The organism is Brevibacillus sp. NRRL NRS-603, assembly GCF_003013445.1.
GTDB lineage: Bacteria > Bacillota > Bacilli > Brevibacillales > Brevibacillaceae > Brevibacillus > Brevibacillus formosus.
This window is the reverse complement of record NZ_PXZN01000006.1, coordinates 39,252-60,378: the sequence shown is the minus strand read 5'-3', so window position 1 is coordinate 60,378 and position 21,127 is coordinate 39,252. Positions and strand designations below refer to the sequence as shown.

Below are 21,127 nucleotides of genomic sequence, written 5' to 3'. Positions count from 1 at the left end.
GCTACTACATCAATGCAATGAATCCCTCTATTCCGGTGGGAAAATCGTCCAGAAATCCCCTTTTTCATCCGAAAATATATTGCAAATTACTTTTTACCCTAATATTTCATCGAAACATTGATTTTTCCATCTTTCTATTATAAAGGCCATACTTTACATATATCGGCAATCCTTCACTTTCTTTACACTCCAAATTTTTGGGGATACTCGGTTTTGGGTTTACAATTCTCGAAGCATGAATAAACTATCATTTGTTTACGCACTGTCTAATTAACTCGGTGAAGTGGAGGGAGACCAATTGTTAACGATCAGGATTAAGAATATACCCTGGATGAGGATGATGCTCTCTGCCATACTGTTGCTCTTTGTGCCATCCGTAGAAGGGGCACAGGGCAAGGAATCTGAAGCATCAACAAACACAAACGTAATAGCCGCAGCCAAAGTCGCACCCAAAGGTTTTTATGCAAAATGGGAAGTGGATGTGGGCGGAGCAAGAGGATGCTCCTCGTTGTGCTGGGATTATTTTTACTTCATCAACGATAAGCAGGTGGCAACAACATTCCCAGATGGCGGTATAGATGCGTTCAATTGCAGTACAGATACTTGTTTGACCTATCAAATCAAAGGAAACAAACTCACGCTCAGTAACGGAAAATCGTATACGTTCAAAGTCAAATCAGCAAATGAACTGGAGATCAACGGCGGAAAGTTCATCAAATACGCCCCCTCCACCGGGCTGAAGCTTCAGGGCAAGTACGAGTCTTTCAGCTATTCCTCCAATGCTCTTGGCACCGGGTATGCGAGCTCGATCACCTATTTATTCAATAAAGACGGCACCTTTGTGGACAGCAGCTTCGTGGGCGTCATCACAGATGGTTCCAGTACAGGAGACAATTCGGGTACTTCTACTAGCGTCGGATCAGAGTCCAAAGCATCCGGAACCTATCAGATCGTAAACTATACTCTCTCTCTAACCTATAAGGATGGCAAAACCAAAAAGCTTCTATTTTTCCTGCCTGAACAGCCAAGTCCCAATATGCTGCGCATTGGCGGTCGCGACTTTTTGCTCGCGGATGGTAAAGCCGCTAAACCCCAGCCTCCTGAACCACCTTATACTGATTTTCTCACCACCAAAAATATTGCCAAAAAACAAGTACTCTTTACCTTCAAGCCAACCAAGAGCGATCAGTATGACAACATCAAAATTACACTGCAAGGTTATCAATGGGCAAAGCTGACGATTGAGCCTGCTTACGTCAAATCTTTTCAAGGGTTCGGCGAGAAAGGGATTGTCGCCCTGACAGCCAAGTATCGAATTGATAATACCTCAGCGCAAACGGTTAAAGTCAGCAGCTTGCAGGTGACGCTGGATTTACCCGAGTCCAAAGCCAGTGTAAAAGCCGCGAACGGATTGACCCCCGCAGTCAAGGACGAGTTAAAAGCAGGTGAAAGTGTGGAGAGCATGCTGGTCATTCTGGTTCCAGCGGAGCATTTTGACAAGAACAAGGATTTCAAGCTGTGGTTTGGTCCATTGCTCAACCTGAAAGGCCAAGATGTGTTTCAAGAGGAATGGCTTAACTTCAACATTTGGAAGAAATTATAGTCAAAAAAGCTTCTTGCCGCTCATGATGAGGAGGCAAGAAGCTTTTCATTTTTAATTCGGCACGGAATACAAAGACATGATACGTCTTGCAGCTTCTTGGTATCCGCCAGCCTTACGCAAGGAGTCCCCTACCTGTATCGCATGCTCTTTATAGGTGGGCTCGTTCAACACTTGCAGCAAAGCATCCTTCAAAGCTGTCGGTGTGAGCTTCCCTCTATCTAATATAATACCCGCTCCCAGCTCCTCCACCCGCTTCGCCACAATTGGTTGATCGGAGCTTAATGGAATCATGACGAGGGGCACATGAAAATAGAGAGCCTCACTCGCACTGTTCATGCCAGCATGGGTAATAAAAGCATCGGCTTGCTGGAGCACTTCCAGTTGAGGAACATACGGCTCAACGATGAAATTTGGTGGAATATCATCACCCAGCGACTCTCGTTCCGTTTCTCTTCCGCAAGAGAGTACGAATTGAGCCGGAATATCTTGAAAGGCTGCAAAGCACATTTTGTACAATTCCACATCTTTGGTCAAAATACTGCCCATGGAAATGTATACGACCTTATCATATGGAGCGCGTAGCTTTTCAAACGGAAACGAAGGAGAATCCGGGCGCGAAGTAATCGACGGTCCTGTAAAAATGTAGCTTTCATCCAGTTTGTCAGCATCTGGCTGGAATTCACGACTGGTAAAGACAATCTTCATGTCCCCATACTGGCGGGTAATATCTTCAATGGCAGGGACGGCTACGTTACATACACGAGCAATGCTCTGTGCAGTCTGCGTCACTCGTTCATAAAGTGCATCCACATCTACATCATCGCTTGCATCAAACACTTCGACAATCTTGCTGAGCGGTTCGGCAAATGCCAGGTTGGTTACGGAGCAGATCGTCGGGATTCCTAATTTCTCGCCTAAAATCGCTCCTCCCCACCCAAACAAGGAGTCAAAAATCAGGTAATCAAATGATTCGTTTTCTATCCGCGTAAGAATCTCGGGAATGCGGGGTTCAATAATGCCTCGCAGCATAAAATCGGTGAAATGAAGAGGGTGTTTGAATTCTGTTGGGTTAAAGCCTAAATCACGAGGTACTTGTTCATCCAATTGATAAGCGCGGAATTGCGCTCCAGTCTGGGCAAGCCTATCCCGATATTCTTCTGAACACATATAGACGACTTCTTCTCCGTTGTCGACTAGCTGCTTCACTAATCCCAATGTAGGATTCACGTGACCATCTGCTGGAATCGTAACATACAATACGCGTGCCACTCACTCCACCTCCAAAAGAATATATAATTAGAAAATGTTTCCATTTCATTATAGGCCAGATGTCTGGTAAAAATGGTCAAAATCCAAATATTTCATAATTTGTTCAATATTTTATATGAAGATGTTTAGTATCGTGCATAAACCCATCTATCTAAAAAATCCAACACAAAAATCCCTCCAGCTCTCATTTCTCCATGTGAAGGGATTTCCAACCATATTATTTAATTAGGAAAGCCCCAAAACCCGATGCCTACAAGGAGTTTAACTTCTTTACTTTTTTCAGATATTTAAAATACTCCTCTCGAAGCGGGTGCTTTTTACTCAACCACGGTTTGCTATCTTCTCCTGTGTAGTGAATAATGGCCGGGTCTATTCGCAGGTTGCTTTTATAAAGATGCTTGGACTGATAATTCCACTTCGGGTCAAGTTGAAGCCACTTATCATGAAGAATCGCATTCATCGGATCTTGACTGGGATAACGAATAATACTTTGGTTCTTTTTCATGTAATCCAAAATCTTTTTTGTGATGTTATGCTCTCTCCATTTTTTCAAATTCATGACTAATACTCCCGCATTAAAGTAATCACAGTCATCCGGAATGGCTAGATCGGCATGTCTTAACTTGTTTAAACCTTGCCAAGAATCCATCACCGCTGCAAGGAAATATTGATCAACTTTTGTGTTCCATAATGGGGTGATGTCCTTTTTTATAACGATATCACTGTCCAAATAAATCACTTTTTCAACTTCTTTGTCCAGCAGGTCTGGAATAGAAATTCGGTGATAGGTCTCCTGAGTAAGATGATCACGGACAAGGAATCCATCATATAGGGTCGGATCAATAGTTACATATTTGATTTGAGCATGGAATCGTTTCACAGTTTTCGTTAAGATGGATTTATTTTTCCCAGAGACTTGACTGTCAATAACGTGAACGATGACTGGGTTTTTCGAAGCCTTATTTTCAAAAAGGGAATATAACATGACTGCGAGATGTATAGCAAAACCATCATTAACGGCTGTTACAATATGAATCGTGCCCACTATTCTCCCACCCCATATCCTTATTGAGCTATATATACACACTATTCATGGACAGCGTTGGTTTGTGTGATGAAAATACCCAATTATTTCTAGATGGGAGCACAATTCACTGCTGCAGACTTCCGCTGATGCCGCTTTTTTCTGTGATCGTTAAGAAAACCGTTATACGACTAGAGCATGTTCCATCCATCCCCATAAAATATATAAGCTGTGAAAACGACCCGAATTCGGCAATGACCTTATCCCATAAGTAGCGATACGGGGGTAATTTGTCCAAGCTCCAGACTGGGAACAAGAAAGTACCTATTTAAAAGGGTGATGAAATATGATCTCCTTTGTGGTTGGCAGAGGTATGGGCCATCTCGGTAGATGCATTAGCATAACGGAAAAATTGCAGCAACATCATCTTCCCATTCACGTGTTTGCCTTTCGGGAAACACATGGCTATTTATCGAAAAACCTGCACAATGACGTCCAATTAAAAGCCTTTAAATCCAAAAAATTCGAGGATGGTAAACAAACCACACTATTAATAAATGATTGGCGCTCCGATGTGCCTCGTTTTCGCAGCGAGGGGAAAGTCGGTGGAAACACAAAGCTGGTGACCCTCTATCACAGTGACTTTATCATCGGTGATAATGATTCAGCTCCGATGCAGGAATACAAAAATCGCATCGTAGAAATCGCCAATCAATCCGATATCTTTCTGCACATGAATCTTATGCCGCCTAAGCAGACCCATCCGCAAATGAACTGCATCTACATCCCTATTCCTTTAATCACCAGGGAAATCAGCCAGTCCCCGATAGAAGTGCGACGTATGTTAGGCCTTGAGCAGAACGAGTCGTTTATTCTGGTTCACATGGGCGGCGGACTCGCTAACCGTTATGAACAGATCGTAAAGTGGTATGATCAAATAAACTCACTTGCCGGCCGTTATCGATTTGTTGTAGCTGGGCAATTGGCAGATGAAGATTACCCATTCGATGAAAGGATCATCAAAGCCCCTCTTATCCCGAATGGCAAAAATCTTGTACAGGCGGCCAGTCTGGTCATTAGCAAACCGGGCATGGGCATTTTAGGAGATTGCATCTCTACAGGAACTCCTTTGCTTTTCCTTCCTCCGGATGATGCGGAACGCGAGCAAAAATTAAATATGCTAAGAGAAATAGCGAATAGTGATAAGGTATCGATCCAGGAACCGGAAGAGCTTGTACCAAAGATCGAGCATGCGTTAGCAAATAAAGAGGTCATTCAAAAAAGATTTAGCCTTATCCCTACCAACGGCGCTGAGGTCGCAAGCAAAATTATTGAAATGGCATACCGGATCCCGCTATCCAAATTGGCAAAAAAACAGGAAGATCTCTTGCGTTTGACACCGTATAGCTCATTTAGAAATAAGGACCGATGACTTTGAAGCAAACAAGGAGGACTGTCTTAGGTAGAAGATTAATTTCTACTTAAGACAGTCCTCTTACTTTTGCTTTACGGTATCAGTACTATCTTCTATCGACAGAATGTCAAATGCAACGCTTTCCACATGTGTTGAATAGACTTTGAAAACACTCAAAAAAACTGTCCACGGATTAGTGTTTGCTCTTTAGAGCGATTTGAAGCGTAACATATCTGCTTCATCTACAATATGATGTGCCTAGAACAATCTAAAGAGGTGAGTCGATGGCAGTCGTAAAAGCCAGGAAGAGTGATATTGACATGTTGGCAAGGTTGCTTCGAGCCGAAGCTGTAGGCGAAGGCGAAATGGGTATGCTCCTTGTGGGAAACGTTGGAATTAACCGAATAAGAGCGAACTGCTCCGATTTTAAAGGAATACGGACAATTCCCCAAATGATCAACCAGCCGCATGCGTTTGAAGCTCTGCTTCATGGTATGTACTACCAAAGGGCTAGAGAGAAAGAACGCCGTCTGGCGCGACGGGTTGTAAAAGGGGAGCGGTATTGGCCAGCTAAATTCTCCCTCTGGTATTTTCGTCCGGGAACGGCGCAAAATCCCCTGCCTTGTCCGCCGACCTGGTATAATCAGCCGCACGTGGGGCGTTACAAGCTTCATTGTTTTTATGAGCCGACCGCGAAAGAATGTGAAAATGTATATAATACTTTCTAATTTTGTAGACAAAACAGCCCAGGCATGGGTGAGTTTACGACAAGGGGCTTAAACGTTAGCCCCTTGTATTCTATTCCAACTTCATTCAACTAATCTCTCTTTCCGAAATCTGCAAAGTCCTCCGGTAATTTATCCTCTAGCAAGATGATAGCTTCTCCTTGCTGTTGTCTTCTTTTAATATTTTCTTTCCCCCACGAACACATAACATCAACGATCTTATTCGCTGTAACTCCATATTCTGTGAGGCTATATTCGACTTTTGGCGGCATTTGTTGGTACACATATCTTGTTACAAGTCCATCCTTCTCAAGTTCGCGCAGCTGCTGGATCAGAACCTTTTGCGAAATGCCGTGAATATTGCGCTGTAATTCGCTCGTTCTCTTTACACCGGACATTAATAAGCATATGATCAGAGCTTTCCACTTTCCACCGATAATTTCAAGTGTTGCCTCTATGCCCAGATTATATTGTTTCATAGATTAACACCTCGTACATGCTGCTCTTGTAAAATCAGTCTGAAAATTTTATTCTTCCATATTTGTCTTTTGGAGTCCAGTACATACCTTGAGGTAACCATCTTACTTTATTGTGTGTATTTTCTTTTTTTTATGCCTGCAAGATAATGATGTTATTCAAAAAAGAGGCAAGGCACTATGGGGATTTTGGCCTGATAAGGGGATTTTTATAATGAAAACACTGGTGATTTTAGCACACCCGAACATTGAGACATCTAGGGTAAACCAGCGCTGGAAAGAAGAGCTGCTGAAATACCCAAACGATATTACCATTCATGAGATTTACAAAGAGTATCCTGACTGGAACATTGAGGTTCCTAGAGAGCAACAGCTATTAGAGGCATATGACCATGTCATCTTTCAATTCCCGTTGTATTGGTACAGTTATCCGCCTTTATTGAAAAAGTGGTTTGACGATGTTTTTACTTACGGATGGGCTTATGGCTCGAAAGGTGACAAGCTTAAAGGGAAGAAATTAGGACTCACCATGTCCATCGGCGATAAAAAAGAAAATTATTCGCCAAAGGGCTCTGTTTCTTTTACCGTGGATGAAGTGATTACGCCTTTTAAAGCCAGTACTGTACATGTGGGTGCTGTGGCACTACCCTATTTTTCTGTCTTCGGAGCTTCATTTCAAGCTAGCGATGAGGAAATCAATCATAGTGCAAAAGAATATATCGATTATATCTTTAAGTATCGCAGTAACTGATAGCTTCCATGTTAGCTGTCCCATCATATTTTTGGGGGTAGGATAGCCCCTTATCGTTTCATATTTATTGAAACGCTTCCTCAGATTTTTCTGTTAAATACCCAAAAATTACCATGACGTGATACAAGCACTGTCACTTAACTTCCCAACTCCATAACTTACTATCAGGGAGGACAAAACTAATATCTCCCTGCTTTATGGAGAAAGGAAGAGGATAAATGGTAACATTAGTTGTTTGTGTATTTGAATCTGACGGAAGTTTCTTTTCTGTTGTTAAGCTCAATGGGATAGAAGTTACTGTCCCTATTTCGAGCGAAGTTTATAACCTGCTTAAACTGATCGGTGTCCCTAATTGTCCACAAATCAGTTAATAGGTGGGAAGAATTAAAGTCTGCTAAATCTCTGATTAGAGGCTGATGCTACATCAGCCTCTTTTCATCATTTCTTTCGTGAACCAACCACACCGTACGAGCCATTTTACTTACCTTCACTCTCGAAATACTACATTACATACCCATTCTTCTAAAAATAGGTATTTTACGCACGCTGAATGCCTGTACCATTCAGTTTCATGCCTCATATATTAAAAATGATCCTAAGAATATGGAGGTATGCAACTTGGCAATTAGCCCGCTATGCCGTAGATTTGCCGAAATTCTTAATGCACAGGCGACAGTCGTTAATGGTGTTTGTACTGCCCAGACTCTACGGACAAATATAAGAGCTACCATTCTAGGAAGACGGTCGAACTCTGCGTTGACCATCCCCCAATTCCACTCTTTTGAGAGCATTAGGGAGAATGGCACTGCACTTTGTCTAGGAGAAACAGTTATCCTTACACGTGAGATTAACCCATTTATCTCGCGTCTCCGAAAACATGGTATTAAGGTTACTGCCTTGCATAACCACTGGCTGTTTACCAATCCAAATCTATGGTATATCCACTATGAAAAGATTGAGAGACCATTGGTTTTCGCCAGAGCCGTACGCGATGCTCAGAGTGTGTTAACGAAAAAGATTGTACGCCCGGTTGTTTCTAGAAAAAAAAGATAAGAAAACGACGGTGGTTTACCGAAAATGCGACGACCTTACCAATCAAAAGGGAATCGTTGATCATCCATGATCTTAGAGCGTTATAATGAAGGGAATTTCCAATGAAAAAGAGGAAATCCCATCTAAAGAAATTCAAGAAAGTAAACGGTAAGCTGGTACAATATTCTTATCAAGCTCCAAATCACTATCCTTGTCAAATCACCGGTTGTTTTCGCTGTTGCGGGCGTAATTGGTGTGGTTGGTGTTGCCCAGAGAATCCAATTTGACCAATATAAATGAGCGTTCTGCCCTATCATTTATCCGGTAGGGCATTATTCTTTTGGATTATCAAAGTAACTAGTTTGTTAATAAATTTATGAATTCGGTACTGAATATTAAAATCAACTTACCTATTTGGAGATGACCCTTATGGCTAACGACAACAGTAACAGTAATAACAATAACAACAATCCAGATTCTAATCCATGACACAACCCAAACACTAACAGTCAAGGTCCCAATGTGCACGATCCTAATTTACCGGATACAGACAACACCTCTCCCACTAACCCTAAACCCGACAAATAACTGTGTTGTGATTAAACTAATATCCACTTATTAGCCGTTTCTGTAATGAACGGCTATTTGAGTTTTTACATAGTTAAATTCCTATCCGAATTGGCTAATAAAGGCAGCCGTCACGATGAACAAGAGGGCAGACTATCATTCCCCCCACCCATTTAAGTAACACTGTACACTCTACACCTGTGGAGTAAACAGTGTGAACAAGCTGTGAGATGTGCCCCACCATATACTTTTCGGGCTCCATCTAAAGATTAATTAGGAAACTACCGATATAGTTAGTATTCCAAAAAATATATTTAATGGGAGTATAATGTTTGACGTTATGCTCACATCTCAAAGGGGAATATCTTATGAGGATTCGAAATCATACTAGGATTGTAAAAGTAATTGCCAGTTTATCTGTTATATTCGCTACTGTAAATTATCCAGTTGCCTCCTTTGCCGAAACAGTTGATTCTAGTGAAGTCAGTGAAACAAGCAACGCCGATGACATTAACACTGGTATAGCAAACTTAGACTATGATAATGACGAGATTTTAGCAGTAAGTGGTGATGAGATAGACAGTTTTGTTCCAAAAGAAGCACTCAATCCACATGGTAAGTTTATCGTCGTAGAACGTAAAAAAAAGTCACTATCCACTTCTCCAGTAGATATTTCCATTATTGATTCTATGGCTAATCGCACTTACCCAGGAGCATTACAACTTGCCAATCAAGCTTTTGCAGAAAATAAACCCAGTTTATTACTGGTACCAAGAAAACCATTGACGATTAGTATTGATTTACCAGGTTTGAAAAAGGAAAATTCAATTACTGTTGATAATCCAACATACGGGAATGTGTCTGGAGCAGTAGATGAGCTTGTATCTAAATGGAGCGATGAGTATTCAGGAACGCATACTTTACCTGCGCGATTGCAGTATGCAGAATCAATGGTTTATAGCAAATCTCAAATTGGAAGTGCTCTGAATGTTAACGCGAAATATCTTGATTCTACATTAGGAATTGACTTTAATGCGATTGCTAACGGAGAGAAAAAAGTGATGGTGGCAGCATATAAACAAATATTTTATACGGTAAGTGCGGAACTGCCTAACGATCCATCCGATCTTTTTGATGATCGTGTTACTTTTAAGGATTTAAAACGTAAAGGGGTCAGTGATCAATCCCCGCCTGTTATGGTATCCAATGTAGCTTATGGTAGAACCATTTATGTAAAATTAGAAACAACCTCTAAGAGCAAAGACGTAAAAGCAGCATTTAAAGCCTTGCTTCAGAATACTGCCAATGTAGAAACGAATACCGAGTACAAAGATATTTTTGAAGACAGTTCCTTTACAGCTGTAGTATTAGGCGGAGATTCACAAGAGCATAACAAGGTCGTTACAAAAGACTTTAGTGAAATCCGGAATATCATCAAAGATAATGCCGAATTTAGCCTAAAGAACCCAGCATATCCAATTTCCTATACCAGTGTTTTCTTAAAAGATAATGCCATTGCTGCCGTTCATAACAATACAGATTATATTGAGACTACCGCTACAGAATATTCGAAAGGTAAAATATCGCTTGGCCATTATGGCTGGTATGTCGCTCAATTTGATGTATCCTGGGATGAAGTTTCCTATGATGAAGATGGTGAAGAAGTACTCACACATAAAACGTGGGAAGGAAGCAACCAAGACAGAACAGCTCCTTTCACTACAGTCATTCCTCTGCCACCTAATGCAAAAAACATAAGGATTTATGCGAAAGAATGTACCGGCCTTGCTTGGGAATGGTGGAGAACCGTTATTGATGAGTACAACATTCCATTATCTAGTGAGATTAAGGTTGAAATTGGCGGAACGACATTAAACCCAACGGGTGGTATTACATTTAAGTAGTTGTGAAGAGAAACGGCTGAAATCCTTTTTTTCGAGGACTACAGCCGTTTTTCTTTTTCTTATTCCTATGCAGGGGAATTGTATAACTTTGTGAAAATCAGTCATAGTTCTTTATTCCTGCCTGCATTTGCAGTCAGAAAGGAGTTGATAGAATGCAACAACGTACCTCTAGGACAACACTTAATCAACCTAATAAGTCAGCCACCAACCAAGCGAATAGGACGGCAGGCACAAAATATTCATTATTTCGAAACGAACAGGGAGGGTAACAGTTGCATCATTTCATTCACATGCGGTGATTCTCCAAACATGAGATGCTTGTTCCAATCTTCCGTGCCAAGCTCCCTATCACCCATTTTGATAAAACACAAGCCTCTCCGATAGTAAATATCTTGTTCGTCTGCATCAGAAAACGCTAAGGCCTCTGTATAATCGGAAATGGATAATTGCCACTCCTCCTGTGCTTCATAGACCCATGCACGGTTGTAAAGGACGGTTGCATTTTTCTCTAGTGCAATAGCTTCAGTTAGATCAGCTATGGCCCTGTCATACTCCCCCATCTCATAGTACAGGACAGCCCTATTTGTCCAAGCGGCCATCATTTCCCTATCCTTGTTTAGGGCAGCGGTAAAGGTTTTTAGTGCTTGATCATTATTGCCATCCGACATTTCAATTAAACCTAGTGTACACAGGAGCCGCGCATGATCAGGATCTATTTCCAAACCGAATTCAGCATCTTTTCGGGCCATTTCGAATTTCTCCATTTGATACAATAATGTAGCTCTGTTAAGTAATCCATCAAGATTTTCGGGGTCTATATCAAGCAAGTAGTCATAGTCCGCCATTGCTTTCTCCACATCTCCAAGACGATTGAAGGCAGTAGCTCGATTGAAATAAACCTCTGGAAACGGAGGACTAAGCTTTATCGCTTGGTTATAATCTTCAATGGCTTCATCCAGTCGCCCCATTCGGCTATAAAGGTTTCCACGATCAAAGTAATATTCTGGATAATTGGAATCAATCTGTATCACTTGGCTAAATGTTTCAACTGCTTCTTCAAACCTTTTTAAAGCTACGTAAATCAGCCCTTTATTATGAAGCAACACCGAGCGATGCAACATATGTTCATCAGGAGCAAGAACCTGATTTAACCTCTGCCATCCTTCCGTAACCAATCGAAGCGCTTCTTCAGGATTATCCATATGTAACTCTACTAAAGCCAGTCCATTTTGGTTAAATACTTGTTGAAATGCACGTTCTTTTTCATCTTCAAGCAATTCTGCCAAATCAATGGCTTTTTGTATCCATTCTTTCGCCTTCTCGTGTTCTCGTTCTCGGTGGTGCCTCGTATAGTACATCGAAAATCCATATGAAATTTGCATATGAACTCTAAAATCATCAGTGTTTGCGTACACTTCTCCTAAAAGCGTCGGTATATCATCAGTTTGACCCAATGCAGCCAGAGACGTAGCCATTTTCATTGTAAAATACCGGCTATTATCAAATTCGCTGCTCCAATTCGTCAGTTTCCGGCCACGTAGGCTCATATCGATAGTCGCATCGTAAAAACCCATGTTAATGCTATAACTAACTGCTTTAAACAACGCTTCGCTTGCTGATTTCTCAGAAGTACCGCGCTCCAGATGAAACGGAATGGCGCCTAAGTGCAGTGACCACTGCTCTTCTTTTATAAGAGATTCTGCCCGCTCTTCGTGAAGGCTCTGACGAATTTCAATAGGAGTTGCTTCATAGGCGAGCAATTCCTGCTTACAATCTGATGTGCAGTCAGAAAATATGTATCGTTTCGTTAGCTCAAGTCGCTGTTCGTCAGATAGATTGACTATCCCCATATCTTGTTCGATGTCAGAAAGAATAGTAGTAGGCTCCGTATACGTTTGTAACGCCTTTTTCAGAGCTTCATTTTCCGGTTTTTCACTTGAACTTACGATCACCTGAATCAGGTCAGACTTCGCACGACGCAGAAGTGTACTTATAAATTCTGCATCAAGTTGATCACAGGCCTGCACATTTTCAAAAACCAGGGTCAATTTTCCCATTCGTTCCCGATTCGCTAATGCCAATAAAAGATCGATCAAACCATTCGACATGCGAAGTGTACGCAATTTCGAATAATAACGTGTTCTCTCTTTCGGAATAGCAAGAGAGGTAAGTGTTTCTACACTAACAGGAATGACTGCTTTCAGTTCTGGTGCTATGGACAAGATCTCGATGCAGTGTGATAAAATCAGGTCTGGCCATTTCGAATAAGCTTCTGGAATAATCTGGCGCAGAAGGTCACCAGTACCTGTATAGGGTCCTCTAAGATTGCAGTGACAATTGCTGACATAACATGTGGAGTATTGCTCTTCGAAGTACTTCTTTTCTCGGTCGCTGCGTCGAGATCCAATCAGCCATTGGTGTGTAATCGATTGTTTCATTTCGACTCATCCCCTCTGTTCCATTGATAAATTCCGAATTTCCCTTTTGTTTCTACGCTCTTTTAGGTATAGATAAAATACAATTCCATACTGGATTCCCGTTATAAACAAGAAAACAACGGAATCCCAGAATTTCATTTCTTCTCCTGTAAATATGGAGAGAAAAATATTCGTTAAAAGTTGAATAACGACCGGAATCAAATAGAGTATCATTCCTGTCATCATCAGCCAGCCAGTTGCGTAAAAAAAGCTGTACCATCTCGCTACCTGATGATCCCGTTCCGTATACTTGGACATATCGACCATCTTGTTCTTTTTTCCAATTAGTCCATACCATATATTTTTCAAATAGGAACGTGTAGCCTCCTGAAGATTTACACACCCCAACATCGTAATCATTAAATAATAGATATCTGTTTGAAGATGAAAATAAAATTGCCAGAAGAAACGCAACAGTGTTGTAAATGCTAGTCCCATACAATATGCAGCTATGATTGTCTTCTCGCCTGTATTTATCCAAATTGCACCAGCAACGATCACCAATAAGGAATACCACAAAATATCACCGAACATTCCAACTAAAAATGGAAGAACACGCTTTCGTTTTGGAAATCCCCAAATACCTGGCATGGAAGAAGTGAAGACCAAAAAGTACATTCTTCTGCCTATACCTAGTTCTGACGGGATACCCAATCTTCGTCCGGCAAGCATGTGCATCCATTCATGAAAAAAGATCCCTGGAATCTGACCGATCGTCATGCCAAGAAAAACCACCATGGCGTATTCGGAAAATAAGATGCTTTCTCGACCCGGACGAATCTGTGGGTATTGGTATAACAACCACAAGGCACAGGCTATGATGGCACCATAAACCAGCCAACCAAGTGGAGAAAAAGCTAGCTTACCCAACCATTGCCCCGATACTTTCTGCGCTTTCGTTTCCTTTTCCTCAACATCACAAATAAATGTCAGGTCACGTAATGTCTGCAAAAAATCATCCATGTCCACTTCATCGTGATAGGTTTCTTGATACCAGGAATGCGCTTCGGCAACCCCCATGCCCTCTTGCAGTTTTCGTACAAGTGCTGCTCCATCCTCAGGAAAAACAGCAAACGTATCCGTTCCAAACCGCCCAATCAGGACTCCTTGCTTATCCTCCAGAAATGTTAACGGGTGTAATTGGATCCTGCGATTTTCGTTCATGACTTTCCTCCCGGATGTTGTCATGCTATCTTCATAATTGAAAAAGAGGGGCAAATGCCCCACTTTTTCAATGTTACTGACAAATCTTTATGCCTGCATGCAAGTGCAGTCGTACATTGTGTTAGCTACTGAAGTCAATTTTACAGGCTCGGTTTTTTGCACAGTAATTTTTTTCATAATAATGCCCCCAATGAATTGTTATTTATACCATATTCGCGAATGTATGGTATATACTGGTAATGATAGCTTGTAATTTTCTGACTGTCAATAATCTTTTGATTTTTTTGAAAATAAAATATATTTGGAAAAACACAAGAAAACGAAGGTAGCTTTCATCTGCCACCAATTTTTCTATTTTTGCGATTCCATTTATTTTAATGCTTTTCCAATCTCCCACATTACTCCACCCTTTATATCTTAAGAGTCTTATCGCTTCCATTATGAATCAAATTTATTACGAAATAACCCTTCCACATTTAGGAAGGGTCTAGACAAATGCTTCTTGCTTTAATTTTTCCGTACTAACAGTGTACAGCACTCCACATGTGACGAGTAGACAGTAGGGGTGGTAGCCCCGCAGCGTGAATACAGTGTTATGCGCCGTTACTGTCTTCGAAGCATCACCTAAAAACCTTTGATCAAGATTCCAACTCTATTTTTTACTTTGGTATAAAAACTCAACTTCACCATCTAGCAAATATCGATATTCAAATAATTGCATTGTTCTTTCCCTAATTCTCTCCCGTATAACCGTGCCTAGGCTTACCGATCCTTGTGATCCAAGGTAACGATTATCAATAAATGTTTTCTCTACAAATTTTGTTTCCCTTAAGTGATACTGTAACCATTCTTTCTGCGATTCAATTAGTGCTTCTCTTGGTTCTCTATCCAACTTAGAAAGAAGCTTTTTATATATTTGATTCAACTCTTTATCCCAAATCTCTGTATATTTGCTTTCCAAAGCCCCCCATCCCAATGTTGTAATAATCTCTTTGGAATTTTGAAATTCATTAAATTCCACTTCATAATCATGATCTATAGGATTTCGAAGCATTTCATCATAAAATTCTCCAGTCAAATCATAGTTCCCAATGTTCATGGGTAACACTTCATTGTTAGAAGGATCTGATCGACCTTCAGTTATTTCTTTCGATTCTGTTCCTTTACCTGTACTCACTACATCAGGAGGCAGTTCAGAATTCATTTTTGATTTAGTTTCGCTGTTCAAAGCAGTCGATTGACTAATATTTTGACAAGATGAAAACATTATCGTAATAAAAAATAATAAGAGTATCTTACCCTTCATAAATTATCTCCTTAACTATTATCTTTACTATTTATCGGTAATGGCGCATAACGTCTTATTCACGAACTTCGTAAATAATCCCATATATAGGGTATTCTCGAAAACTTTTGAACTATCCTGCCCGTAACTTTAAGAAAGGACCTTGTGCGTACAACAAATTCTTAAATAATTTGGTACGGAGCAAACGAGGGTAAACTCTTCCGCAACATTAAAATGTAAATCATTCGGCACTGGGTGGGGTCTAATTAGAAGCCTATACATGCCCTGTAGAGGACAATAAAAGAGCCGCCCATTTTGGGTGGCTCTGCTTCTATTAGTCCTTTATACAGCCCCTCAAAGGCTCTTAGATTGTCTCAGTCGATTTTGTTGCTTCCTGCTTCCTCCGATTAAGTTCACGGTAAAGTGAATTCAATTCATTCAGCTTATTCTCAATTCGAGTTCTATTTATTACCATTCGCGCAAATTTATTTGTTAAATAATGGGATTAGCGGTAACTTAATCTCAGGAAAAAATTCCAAAATTCTCAAGGAGTGACGTATAATGAAAAAAGTAACTAAATCGATTTTTGTTTCAATGAGTGCACTATTAATCATGACTTCAGTGCCAGTGGCGGGTTTTGCAGCTGAGCAAAATGCAAATGTGTCTTTCCAAGAAGTTGAAGAAGCCTTTATCAAAAAGGTCGATAAATATGTAAAAATCGACTCCAAAACGAAGAAATTTTCACTATCAGCTAAAGCAAAGGAAAATTTGAATAGAGAGGAATTAGGAAAGGCAGAAGCTCTTATCAAACAAGCAAATTTTTCAGTTGATCAACACGGAAAAGAATTAAAAATAAAAGGTAATACCTTAGTTTTAAGTGAAGATGTAAAAAAACAATCTTTAGCTGCAATTGACACTAGTGAATATTGGGATTATGAATTGTTTTGGTGGGGTTACCGGATCTACTTCTCTGACGAACTATGTGAAGATATTAGACGTCGTGCGATGGAAGTTGGGGCTAGTGGAACGATAACTGCTGGTGTTTTAACATATCTTGGTGTACCTGGATGGGCTGCTGGTATTATTGTCGGTTTTGGGGTTCTTACATTGGCGAAGATTAACAGAACTAATGAAGGTAATGGAATATACCTTGATGCATTTCATGGAACTAACCCATCAAATTTTCATACTATAAAAATATATCCAGCATAATTTTTTAAAATCGAAAATAATCGGATGGGAGTGTAAGATATTGCCATCCGATTATTTATTGATTTGGTGAAGGGGAGGAAAACAATGTTCTTACTTGTCCGTTTCATTATTCATGGCATCTTAGGAGTTGCGTTGATGGTTGCCATAAGGAATAACACATTTGTGAATACAATAGAGGTAGCATTGATAGCGCTTCTACTATCTTTTTCCGCTATCTCTCTATTTTTAGACTATAGACAAGAAAAAGGTATGACAGGAAAATTCCAAACAGCTTTGTTTACGCATACAGGCGTGAATGCGTTTGTTATTTTTCAATACTTCCTTTTTTAACTATCAATGGGATGCTAAAATACCCTGCAAAAGTCCACTTTTTTCAGAACACCTCAACAGTCAGTGAAAAACGAGCCTATAATCGCTTCTAAGGCTCGTTTCACGTTTAGGGAGACATATATTTGTCTCCCTAAACTCTTTGCTTTTGACAAATACACGACTTTTACAGCCGTCTCTTTTTAGTGGAGCACAACCGTGCCAGTTTCGACAGTCCCGCATTGTATTGTAATGTTTTTTCCAAGCCATCTGGTGGCCCATACAGTTGCCAACCAAGGCCACCGTCCAAGCTCAGTCCCCGATCACACACATTTGTTAAAAACCCTTATATACCAACAACGCAACGCTTTCAACGTGCCCCGTATGCGGAAACATATCCACCGGCTGCACTTCCTTCACCTCATACCTCTCCGCCAGCACCTTCAAATCCCTCGCCAACGTAGAAGGATTACAAGATACATAAACCACTCTCTCCGGCTGCATCTCCAAAATCGTCGTCAACAACGCCTCATCACAGCCTTTACGCGGCGGGTCAACCACAATCACATCCGCCCGTATGCCCTTCTCCTTCCAAGCAGGAATGACAACCTCCGCCGGCCCTGCCTCAAACGTCGCATTCTCCACGCCATTCAACTGTGCATTCCGATTCGCATCCGCAATCGCTTCCGGCACAATCTCTACCCCATACACATGCTTGGACTTCTGCGCCAAAAACAGCGAAATCGTCCCGATACCGCAATACGCATCAATGACCGTTTCCGTACCAGTCGCACCCGCATACTCCAACGTCTTGTTGTACAGCACCTCTGTCTGCGCAGGATTAACCTGATAAAACGACCGCGCCGAAATGGCAAACTTGATCGGACCGATATAATCGTAAATCACATCGCTACCCCAGAGCGTCACAGTCTTTTTGCCAAAAATAACATTGGTCTTGTCCGGGTTGATGTTCTGCACGATACTCGTCACACCAGCGACCTGTGTACGAATCGCTTCCACCAGCTGATCGCGATGCGGAATCTGCTCCTCTGTCGTCACGAGCACGACCATGACTTCCCCCGTCTTGACGCCCACCTTCACGACCACATGACGCAGCAAGCCCGAATGGCGCACCTCGTCATATGCCGTGATATTCAGCTTGGTCGCCGCCTGCTTCACAGCTGCCACTGCTTCATCATTCGCCTGATGCTGGATGAGGCATTCGTTCATGTCGATGATCGAGTGGGATTTCTCCGCGTAAAAGCCGCCGACCAACGCTCCGTTTTCTTCGCCGATCGGTACCTGTGCTTTGTTGCGGTAGCGCCATGGATCGCTCATGCCGAGTGTTGGATGAACGGTAATCGCGCCTTCCCCTTCGACTTGGAAACCGCCAATGCGCCGCAGGTTGTCCCGCACGATTTGCTGCTTGTGTCGCAGCTGCTCCTCGTAAGCGAGATGCTGCAACGAACAGCCTCCGCAACGGTCGTACAGCGGACAGGGCGGCTGGAAGCGATGGGTACTTGCTTCTACTACTTCTGTCAGCTTGGCAAAGCCGAAGTTTTTCTTCACATGATCGACGCGCGCATGAACTCGCTCTCCTGCAAGTGCGCCATCCACGAACAGCGTATATCCTTCAATCCGGCCGACTCCTGCTCCTTCGTGGTTCAGTCCGGTTATCTCCACTTCCACGGTTTGTCCGACACGTACAGGGACGTCCAGCTCCACTTTGGCTGTCGGGTGCGGACCGCGCCGCTTCTTTGTTGTCTTCGCCACTATCTATTGCTCCTTTTATCTTGCTCAATAGGTTTTCGTTTTCGCTCCAGGAAACATGCAGGGATGCACAGCGAAAAGCGGCATCCCCACGGCTATTGCTATTCATTTTACTATCTTCTTACGGGACGAACAACTCGATATGCCCCGGCAATGCTTCCACCACGCAAGGCAGCTGTCCGCCCAGCTCACCGTCCAGATTGAGCTGAACCTTCTCTCCGCCCGGCGAAGTGGCTTTGATGTAATCTGCCTGGAAATACAGGATGTTCGGGTCCTTTAAGTGCTCGCCGCGAACTGCCTGTGTCGCCAAGCGAATAAACTCCGCAATATTCATCTTTTTCACGACGATGACATCCAGCTTACCATCTGACAAGTCCGCATCTGGGGCGAGCCTGTCGAAGCCGCCTACAGATCGGCTATTGGCGATGAGGAACACCATGATTTCTTCATCCAACAGCACCTCTTTGCGGCTCTCCAGACGCACACGGATTGGGTGCAGCGACGGCAGCTTCTCCAAGCCTTTGACGTAATACGCCATTTGTCCGATCAGCGTTTTCAGCTTGCTCGGGACCTCGTAGGTCAAATTCGTCAGCGAGCCGCCACCCGCGATATTCATAAAATAGCGGTTGTTGATGCGGCCTAGGTCAATGCGTTTCTTCTTGCCCTTGGCGACAATCTCCGTTGCACGTGTGATCGATTTCGGTATACCGACCGCCCGGGCAAAATCATTGCTCGTTCCGCAGGGGATTATTCCAAGAGATGGACGCGCTTTATGCTCTGCCATCCCATTGACTACTTCATATATGGTTCCATCTCCGCCAGCGGCCAGGATGACGTCAAAACCGCGAGCTACTGCACGAGCAGCTTCTTCTGTCGCATCATCTTCCCCTTTGGTCGCATAGCATGAGGTTTCATATCCGGCCGACTCCATTAAATCGAGGATTTCCGGCAATCGCCGACGCACGATCTCCCGGCCGGAGCTTGGATTGTAGATTAATCTGGCTCGTTTCAAGGCAGATCCCTTCTTCCTTCCCTCGCTCACGGGGGTACTCTCTTCCATCATATCCTGTATAGCCATTTTTGGGAATCGCTATGCTCCATATAGCGTGATAAGATAGAAAAAGCTGGAAAACAAGGAGATAGGGGAGACGCTTGTGAAGAAGATCATCGTGGGAGTAGATGTGGGTGGCACTGCAATCAAGATGGCTTTGATTACGCCAGACGGCGAGCTGGTTACAAAAACGCAAGAGCCGACGCCTGTTTCGGACGGCGAGGATGGCATTTTGCAAAAAATCGTAGACATGTCTCATGATCTTCTTGCGCAGCATGACTATTCTCTTTCACAAGTCTGCGGAATCGGTGTAGGCGTACCCGGCCCCGTCGATGGCGGGAAGGGAATCGTCTTCCAAGCGGTGAATCTTCACTGGCGCCAGCCCGTTTTATTAAAAGAAAAATTGGAAGCCCTTACAGGTCTGCCAGTCGCGGTCGACAACGACGCCAATGTCGCAGCCCTCGGGGAAATGTGGCAAGGTGCAGGCCAAGGTGCACAAGACCTCGTTCTCATTACACTCGGCACAGGTGTAGGTGGAGGCGTCATTTTGAATGGAAAGGTCATTCATGGCATCAACGGTGTGGGCGGCGAAATCGGCCACATCACCATGACCCCGGATAGCGGTGCCCCTTGCAATTGCGGCAAAACAGGCTGTCTCGAAACATATACGTCTGCGACTGCCATCATTCGTGAAGGGCGATTTGCAGCTACAAACGGATCAAGCCCGGCGCTTGCCGCTGTACTAGCCGCCAAAGGAACCATTGCCGCAAAGGATGTCCTCGAAGCAGCCGTAGCAGGAGACGCAGCGGCTCTCGCGATTATCGATCAAGTGGCGCTCTATCTCGGTCTCGCTCTCTCCCACTTGGCGAATGTGCTCAATCCTGCGAAGTTTATGATCGGTGGAGGCGTGGCCGCAGCAGGTGACTTCCTCTTTTCCCGAATCCGTGAATCATTCAAACGCTTCGTTCCATTCACCTACGTCGTCGAGTCCACAGAGATCGTTCCGGCCGAACTCGGCAATGATGCGGGTGTGTATGGTGCAGGCTGGTTAATCCGCTCACAGATGCACGAATCCTGATTGGGCCACATAAAAAGAA

The 21,127-nt window shown here is 42.8% G+C and carries 17 protein-coding genes; 9 read left to right on the top strand and 8 right to left on the bottom strand.

The window, feature by feature from the left end; all coding sequences use genetic code 11:
* The first annotated feature begins 298 nt into the window (after positions 1–298).
* Entirely contained in the window at positions 299–1,603 is a 1,305-nt protein-coding gene (locus tag C7R94_RS02335) for a hypothetical protein (RefSeq protein ID WP_233220455.1), read from the top strand.
* 51 nt (positions 1,604–1,654) lie between these two features.
* Here the strand turns inward: C7R94_RS02335 and C7R94_RS02330 are convergent, their stop codons facing one another.
* Together C7R94_RS02330 and C7R94_RS02325 are read right to left on the bottom strand one after the other, a co-directional pair.
* A complete protein-coding gene (locus tag C7R94_RS02330) occupies positions 1,655–2,872 on the bottom strand; it encodes a macrolide family glycosyltransferase (protein WP_106778307.1) in 1,218 nt (405 codons plus the stop codon).
* Positions 2,873–3,122: 250 nt separating this feature from the next.
* Positions 3,123–3,917, bottom strand: a complete 795-nt coding sequence (locus C7R94_RS02325; protein ID WP_106778306.1) for a glycosyltransferase family 8 protein — start codon at positions 3,915–3,917, stop codon at positions 3,123–3,125.
* A 325-nt stretch (positions 3,918–4,242) separates the two neighbouring features.
* Between C7R94_RS02325 and C7R94_RS02320 the strand changes: the two genes are divergently transcribed.
* A complete protein-coding gene (locus C7R94_RS02320) occupies positions 4,243–5,328 on the top strand; it encodes a glycosyltransferase family 28 protein (RefSeq protein ID WP_106778305.1) in 1,086 nt (361 codons plus the stop codon).
* A gap of 266 nt (positions 5,329–5,594) precedes the next feature.
* Complete coding sequence (locus C7R94_RS02315; RefSeq protein ID WP_047072179.1) at positions 5,595–6,038, top strand: cell wall hydrolase; 444 nt, start codon at positions 5,595–5,597, stop codon at positions 6,036–6,038.
* 89 nt (positions 6,039–6,127) lie between these two features.
* On the opposite strand, the gene C7R94_RS02310 is transcribed toward C7R94_RS02315, so the two are convergent.
* Complete coding sequence (locus C7R94_RS02310; RefSeq protein ID WP_106778304.1) at positions 6,128–6,514, bottom strand: winged helix-turn-helix transcriptional regulator; 387 nt, start codon at positions 6,512–6,514, stop codon at positions 6,128–6,130.
* A 211-nt stretch (positions 6,515–6,725) separates the two neighbouring features.
* Here C7R94_RS02310 and C7R94_RS02305 point away from each other — a divergent pair, with 211 nt between their 5' ends.
* From C7R94_RS02305 to C7R94_RS02295, 3 genes are all read left to right on the top strand, one after another.
* The gene (locus C7R94_RS02305; RefSeq protein WP_106778303.1) at positions 6,726–7,262 is read left to right on the top strand and encodes an NAD(P)H-dependent oxidoreductase; all 537 of its coding nucleotides are present in this window, start codon (positions 6,726–6,728) and stop codon (positions 7,260–7,262) included.
* A gap of 603 nt (positions 7,263–7,865) precedes the next feature.
* The gene (locus C7R94_RS02300; protein WP_233220454.1) at positions 7,866–8,315 is read left to right on the top strand and encodes a DUF1259 domain-containing protein; all 450 of its coding nucleotides are present in this window, start codon (positions 7,866–7,868) and stop codon (positions 8,313–8,315) included.
* A 914-nt stretch (positions 8,316–9,229) separates the two neighbouring features.
* Positions 9,230–10,765 (top strand): thiol-activated cytolysin family protein, encoded by a 1,536-nt coding sequence (locus C7R94_RS02295; protein ID WP_106778301.1) that lies wholly within the window; start codon positions 9,230–9,232, stop codon positions 10,763–10,765.
* Positions 10,766–11,007: 242 nt separating this feature from the next.
* Here C7R94_RS02295 and C7R94_RS02290 read toward each other — a convergent pair whose 3' ends face one another.
* The 3 genes from C7R94_RS02290 to C7R94_RS02275 all read right to left on the bottom strand — a co-directional run bounded on the left by C7R94_RS02290 (position 11,008) and on the right by C7R94_RS02275 (position 15,712).
* A complete protein-coding gene (locus tag C7R94_RS02290; RefSeq protein ID WP_106778300.1) occupies positions 11,008–13,203 on the bottom strand; it encodes a tetratricopeptide repeat protein in 2,196 nt (731 codons plus the stop codon).
* 6 nt (positions 13,204–13,209) lie between these two features.
* Positions 13,210–14,262, bottom strand: coding sequence for a hypothetical protein (locus tag C7R94_RS02285; RefSeq protein ID WP_233220453.1), 1,053 nt, complete (start codon positions 14,260–14,262; stop codon positions 13,210–13,212).
* 796 nt (positions 14,263–15,058) lie between these two features.
* On the bottom strand, positions 15,059–15,712 hold the full coding sequence (locus C7R94_RS02275) for a lysozyme inhibitor LprI family protein (protein ID WP_106778297.1): 654 nt from the start codon (positions 15,710–15,712) through the stop codon (positions 15,059–15,061).
* A gap of 540 nt (positions 15,713–16,252) precedes the next feature.
* Here C7R94_RS02275 and C7R94_RS02270 point away from each other — a divergent pair.
* Entirely contained in the window at positions 16,253–16,903 is a 651-nt protein-coding gene (locus C7R94_RS02270) for a hypothetical protein (protein WP_106778296.1), read from the top strand.
* Positions 16,904–16,987: 84 nt separating this feature from the next.
* Entirely contained in the window at positions 16,988–17,233 is a 246-nt protein-coding gene (locus C7R94_RS02265; RefSeq protein ID WP_106778295.1) for a hypothetical protein, read from the top strand.
* A 312-nt stretch (positions 17,234–17,545) separates the two neighbouring features.
* Here the strand turns inward: C7R94_RS02265 and rlmD are convergent, their stop codons facing one another.
* On the bottom strand, positions 17,546–18,982 hold the full coding sequence (rlmD, locus tag C7R94_RS02260; RefSeq protein ID WP_106778294.1) for a 23S rRNA (uracil(1939)-C(5))-methyltransferase RlmD: 1,437 nt from the start codon (positions 18,980–18,982) through the stop codon (positions 17,546–17,548).
* 118 nt (positions 18,983–19,100) lie between these two features.
* Positions 19,101–19,991, bottom strand: a complete 891-nt coding sequence (locus C7R94_RS02255; protein WP_106778380.1) for a diacylglycerol kinase — start codon at positions 19,989–19,991, stop codon at positions 19,101–19,103.
* Between the two features lie 142 nt (positions 19,992–20,133).
* Here C7R94_RS02255 and C7R94_RS02250 point away from each other — a divergent pair, with 142 nt between their 5' ends.
* Entirely contained in the window at positions 20,134–21,108 is a 975-nt protein-coding gene (locus C7R94_RS02250; RefSeq protein ID WP_106778293.1) for an ROK family glucokinase, read from the top strand.
* Positions 21,109–21,127: the final 19 nt, after the last annotated feature.

Bases quoted from the DNA above. Each gene is read 5' to 3' on its own strand.
- C7R94_RS02320 (WP_106778305.1), top strand. From the start codon at position 4,243: ATGATCTCCTTTGTGGTTGGCAGAGGTATGGGCCATCTCGGTAGATGC.
- C7R94_RS02315 (WP_047072179.1), top strand. From the start codon at position 5,595: ATGGCAGTCGTAAAAGCCAGGAAGAGTGATATTGACATGTTGGCAAGG.
- C7R94_RS02310 (WP_106778304.1), bottom strand. From the start codon at position 6,514: ATGAAACAATATAATCTGGGCATAGAGGCAACACTTGAAATTATCGGT.
- C7R94_RS02305 (WP_106778303.1), top strand. From the start codon at position 6,726: ATGAAAACACTGGTGATTTTAGCACACCCGAACATTGAGACATCTAGG.
- C7R94_RS02300 (WP_233220454.1), top strand. From the start codon at position 7,866: ATGGAGGTATGCAACTTGGCAATTAGCCCGCTATGCCGTAGATTTGCC.
- C7R94_RS02295 (WP_106778301.1), top strand. From the start codon at position 9,230: ATGAGGATTCGAAATCATACTAGGATTGTAAAAGTAATTGCCAGTTTA.
- C7R94_RS02290 (WP_106778300.1), bottom strand. From the start codon at position 13,203: ATGAAACAATCGATTACACACCAATGGCTGATTGGATCTCGACGCAGC.
- C7R94_RS02285 (WP_233220453.1), bottom strand. From the start codon at position 14,262: ATGGGGGTTGCCGAAGCGCATTCCTGGTATCAAGAAACCTATCACGAT.
- C7R94_RS02275 (WP_106778297.1), bottom strand. From the start codon at position 15,712: ATGAAGGGTAAGATACTCTTATTATTTTTTATTACGATAATGTTTTCA.
- C7R94_RS02270 (WP_106778296.1), top strand. From the start codon at position 16,253: ATGAAAAAAGTAACTAAATCGATTTTTGTTTCAATGAGTGCACTATTA.
- C7R94_RS02265 (WP_106778295.1), top strand. From the start codon at position 16,988: ATGTTCTTACTTGTCCGTTTCATTATTCATGGCATCTTAGGAGTTGCG.